Below are 4,077 nucleotides of genomic sequence, written 5' to 3' on the forward strand. Positions count from 1 at the left end.
GAGAGACATCGATTCCCGCATAATGTTCCATGGCTGTTCCTCTCATGATGTTTGGAGCCGATCGCTCGGACTCCGTTCAACACCATCATTCTGAGGGACAGCCACCCAACCTGGCTATGCTCGCGAAGGCCGGCCCAGTACATGGGGTAATCGCGGAGCGAGTTGCCTCAAGCTGCCCGATAATGGGAAATGGTGGCTGTTCCCCGATAGGATGGAAATACGGGCTCACGACTGGACGCCGGGCCCAAACATCGAATGGAGAACAGCCATGGAAGACTATATCGGCCTCGACATATCAATGAAAGACGGCGATTTCTGTGCGACGTAACGGCAAGAGGATTTGGCGTGGCAAATGCCCTTTTCGCCGATGTTATCCGCAAGCAGGCACCAGCAGCAAAACGGGTGGTGTTCGAGACCGGTTCCTTGTCGGTGTGGTTCTACCATGCCTTAACGGCAATGGGGTTTCCAGCGATCTGCATCGATGCCCGTCATGCCAAGGCTGCGCTCGAAATGGCGCCGAGCAAAGACGGACGCCAACGATGCGGATGGCCTGGCGCATCTGGCTGAGGTCGGCTTCTACCGAGAGGTGCGAGTGAAGGGCTACGACAGCATGCAGACCCGCACCTTGGTGGTCGCACGCACGAGACTGGTCAGGATCGCGACCGAGCTATCCAATCAGATTCGCGGGCTCATGAAGACGTTTGGACTGGTGGTGCCCAAAGGCGGCGGCCTGGTATTTGAAACGTATGTACGCAACCTGCTGGGCAACAATGCTTGCCTGGAACCGATCATCCTGCCCTTGCTTGAGGCTTGGCGTAGTATCCGGGGCCGCGCTGCACAACTCGATCGTCAGCTCGTCGCGGCGACAAGGCAGAGCGATGCATGTCACGTGCTAATGTCCATTCCCGGAATCGGTGCCGTCGCTTCCGCCTCCTTTGTTGCGGCGATCGAGAACCCGAAAAACTTCCGAACCTCCCGATCTGTGGGGGCATGGCTAGGGCTGACGACAAGACGCTATCATCCCGGCGAAGTTGACTATGACGGCCACATCTCGGCGCGGAGATAGTCATTTGCGGGGCCTCCTTTATGAGGCCGCGACGGTGATCCTGACCCGGGCCCGAGCTGACAGCTCGCTTCGCGCCTGGGGATTGAAACTCCGAGAAAGGGTCGGCTTCAAACGAGCGGCAGTTGCTGTGGCGCGCAAGCTATCCGTCATAATGCACAGAATGCTGACAACCGGGGAAATCTTTGACAGGTCCGCCAGCGTTGTCGCCTGAGGCCGTGGGAATAAGTAGCGATAACGTAGGTCGCTTGCCGTTCTGAATTGCGTCCGCTTCACCGGATGCACTGAAACGTCCCTGCCGGGACGTAGGTCGGATCATTCCGATGATGCTGCAGGTGAACGTCTACCACGTTCGCACTGCGTCCATTACACTGGAAGGTCCCTACCGCGAAGACCCATCATGCGGCGATCAAGTATCGACCGCGCAGACAACCGTGCTCCCGGCAAACGCCAATCAGCGACGCATCAAGAAACAGCGCTGCGCACCACATTCCGCATCTCAACGTATCGTTTGGTCCAACAACCCAACGGCTGTCGATTGAATAGTGTCAAAAAAGGGCTTGATCGAGGATGTGCGACAAGACAACGGCATCTAGCTAAGACGCCCTGAATTCTTGAAATCTGCGCGTAAGCTTATGGTCAGCTGCGCGGTCTAGTGTGCTCTAGCGCTTGGGAGCAAATCAGCCCGGTGCGATTCAAATCTACCGATAGGAGAGCGAATCTGATGCATGGCCGTATCAATGCCTCGTCCAGCCAAACCCCAAGTGCTAGCCAAGCCGACGAATCAAATCGGTCAGCAGATACCCACCGCTTTGCGGAGACTGTTGCATGCGTGGCGTCCGATCTTCGCCCAAGTTCCTCCTCGGGAGAGCCACGGCCATATTTCCTGACTTCGCGACCTCCAATCGAGGAGATCGACAGGTCGACCTTCAGGAGAGAAGTGAAGGCTTTCTATGGCGATGATATCAAGCACATTGCCGATAATCCGCAAGAGTACTCGGATTTCGTGTCGGAAAAGGCGCTGAGCGCGGCAAGCGTTGCTAGAGGCTACGCCGGCACCGACAACGATGCGCCCGAGGCGCGATATTTCAGCTATAAGCTAGGCGACAAAAGCGTTGGCCTTCTGAAGACAGACGGCGGATTGAGCGTCACGAGGGGAGGAAGACGGTTTCACGCCCAGTTTCCCGGGCGAACTGAAATCACTTCCCAAGTAGCTCTTCGGGTTACTCACCCCCTTGTCGAGAATGCCGGAGATATCCTGCTTGAGCATCAACTTCGGCTTGACGGCGAACGCCCATTGGTCCTGTCACGTCCTGCTTCTCATGATGTAGAGGGCCGTCTCATGCAGATGGGTTTTGCTAAGGTGGGAGGAGATCACTGGATACTTGATCCTGCACAGCATCCGGAAAAGTGGAATAACGATGATGGCGAATGGCGGCGGACCGACAAGCCTACGCTATATCTTTCCAAGAGCGGTGACGACCATACTGAAGCAAGCGTCGAGACAGACTCGTCCGATGATGATGATCCGGCTTGGTATTTCGAACGCCTTAATATCGAACGGGACCCTGCGCTGTGGACGCGAGATGATTCTACAAGGTGAGCGCGACACAGCCGAGCTGAGGACTAGGGAAGTGGATCCGAACCGGTTTCCGGCTCTCAGCAAAGCTCCATCTATCTCATCCCGTCACGCTTGAGATGGCTGAACGCGCACGGGCTGGAACCCCAGCTTCAGCGACCTGGTTGTCATTTCGTGGCTCCTCGACTGTGGCGCAACTATTACGGAGGGCCGGTCGGCGTTAATTGTGATTGTCGCTCAACCGGCCAACATGATTGTCGCCGCGCACCGCGACCATGGTCATTCTCGAAAGGCGGCGGATAGCCTATCCTTGCGACGAGCCGCGCCAGGATAGAACCGTGCTTGCGCCTGTGTTAGCGAAGACTCGTTGTCACAATGACCGTGAGCCATAGAAGCCCGTCGATCGGGTGCACATCTCCGACAACCAATTCCATCGGGCGCATGCCTTCGATGGAGCGCCGCCTGCGCGGGCGGCTGTCCTCGTAAGCTTTGCGGTTCGTGCGATACTGATGGGCCTTCCGATAGTGCATCTCTTCCGAAACGAGCGTCCACGGGATCGAACAGGCTTGCTCGAAACTCGCCGGATCATTGTGAGCGTCCGGCGAGCGGATTTTGCTGATCGGGCAAATCGGGCGATGTTCTGGCATTAGAACCAGCATTAGTGCTGACATTAATACCAGATCGAAGAGGTTGCATGGCTCGCATGGAGATCATATCCGGCACTGAGCGCAGACGACGCTGGTCGGACGAGGCGAAACTGAGGATATTAGCGGAGGCGGATCAACCTGGTGTTCGCATTGATGATGTGGCTCGTCGGCATGACATTCATCCTGGTCAGATTCGTTTGTGGCGACAGTCATTCAGCTATGTCAGTCAACCGGCGATGTTCCTTCCGGTGGAGATCACCGAGGAGGGGTGCGTCGTTCAGGCTGCCCCCAACGGGGGCGCCTATCCAAAAGCCGGCAGTTAATCCCAAAAGATCCGTGTTCCCGGATTATATCATCAGCCTCGAAGACGGCCAGAAATCAAGTCGCTCAAGCGACATCTTGCCGTCAGACACAGCATGACTCCCGATGAATACCGGACAAAGTGGGGGATTGGCGAAAACTCGACACCAGAAAAACCATGGGCATCGGCCATGCCACGGTCAAGCGCTTTTCCCGTGAAGGGTGGCGCGTCATCACATGTCGCGCCAGGCGTTCGCCGAGGACTGCCCGTGGCCGGCCGGCCCTGAGGAAGGTCGATCTCGCCGACCAGGAGGATGTCGGGATCGCCGTCTCGGAAATCTGCCATCGTCTGGAGGCGCATGGCGGCCAATTGTACGCGTTGGTCATCAATACCGGCATTTCGCCGAAAGTGAATGACGGCAACAGCCGCTGAACTCGATCGACACGCCGATGCATGTTTGACGCGACGTCTTCCAGGTTAATTTCTT

Annotated in this window: 3 protein-coding genes and 3 pseudogenes; 5 read left to right on the forward strand and 1 reads right to left on the reverse strand. The window is 56.9% G+C overall.

The genetic code is table 11. The annotated features are described in order from the left end of the window. The first annotated feature begins 268 nt into the window (after positions 1 to 268). A pseudogene (locus tag ACWGTI_RS32080) lies at positions 269 to 1,277 on the forward strand (IS110 family transposase). A gap of 726 nt (positions 1,278 to 2,003) precedes the next feature. Continuing rightward, entirely contained in the window at positions 2,004 to 2,666 is a 663-nt protein-coding gene (locus ACWGTI_RS32085) for a host specificity protein (RefSeq protein WP_454590611.1), read from the forward strand. Between the two features lie 329 nt (positions 2,667 to 2,995). Here the strand turns inward: ACWGTI_RS32085 and ACWGTI_RS32090 are convergent, their stop codons facing one another. Next, positions 2,996 to 3,301: a hypothetical protein gene (locus tag ACWGTI_RS32090; protein WP_454590612.1), complete on the reverse strand. Its 306-nt coding sequence runs from the start codon at positions 3,299 to 3,301 to the stop codon at positions 2,996 to 2,998. 44 nt (positions 3,302 to 3,345) lie between these two features. On the opposite strand from ACWGTI_RS32090, the gene ACWGTI_RS32095 reads away from it, so the two are divergent. The 3 genes and pseudogenes from ACWGTI_RS32095 to ACWGTI_RS32105 form a co-directional block, all read left to right on the forward strand. Next, positions 3,346 to 3,612, forward strand: a complete 267-nt coding sequence (locus ACWGTI_RS32095) for a transposase (protein ID WP_454590613.1) — start codon at positions 3,346 to 3,348, stop codon at positions 3,610 to 3,612. Then, positions 3,596 to 3,735, forward strand: a pseudogene (locus ACWGTI_RS32100) (MucR family transcriptional regulator); the annotation flags it as partial. The gene ACWGTI_RS32095 and the pseudogene ACWGTI_RS32100, both read left to right, overlap by 17 nt. Positions 3,736 to 3,767: 32 nt before the next feature. Continuing rightward, positions 3,768 to 4,048, forward strand: a pseudogene (locus ACWGTI_RS32105) (oxidoreductase); the annotation flags it as partial. Positions 4,049 to 4,077: the final 29 nt, after the last annotated feature.

This window comes from Mesorhizobium sp. ArgA1 (assembly GCF_053714375.1).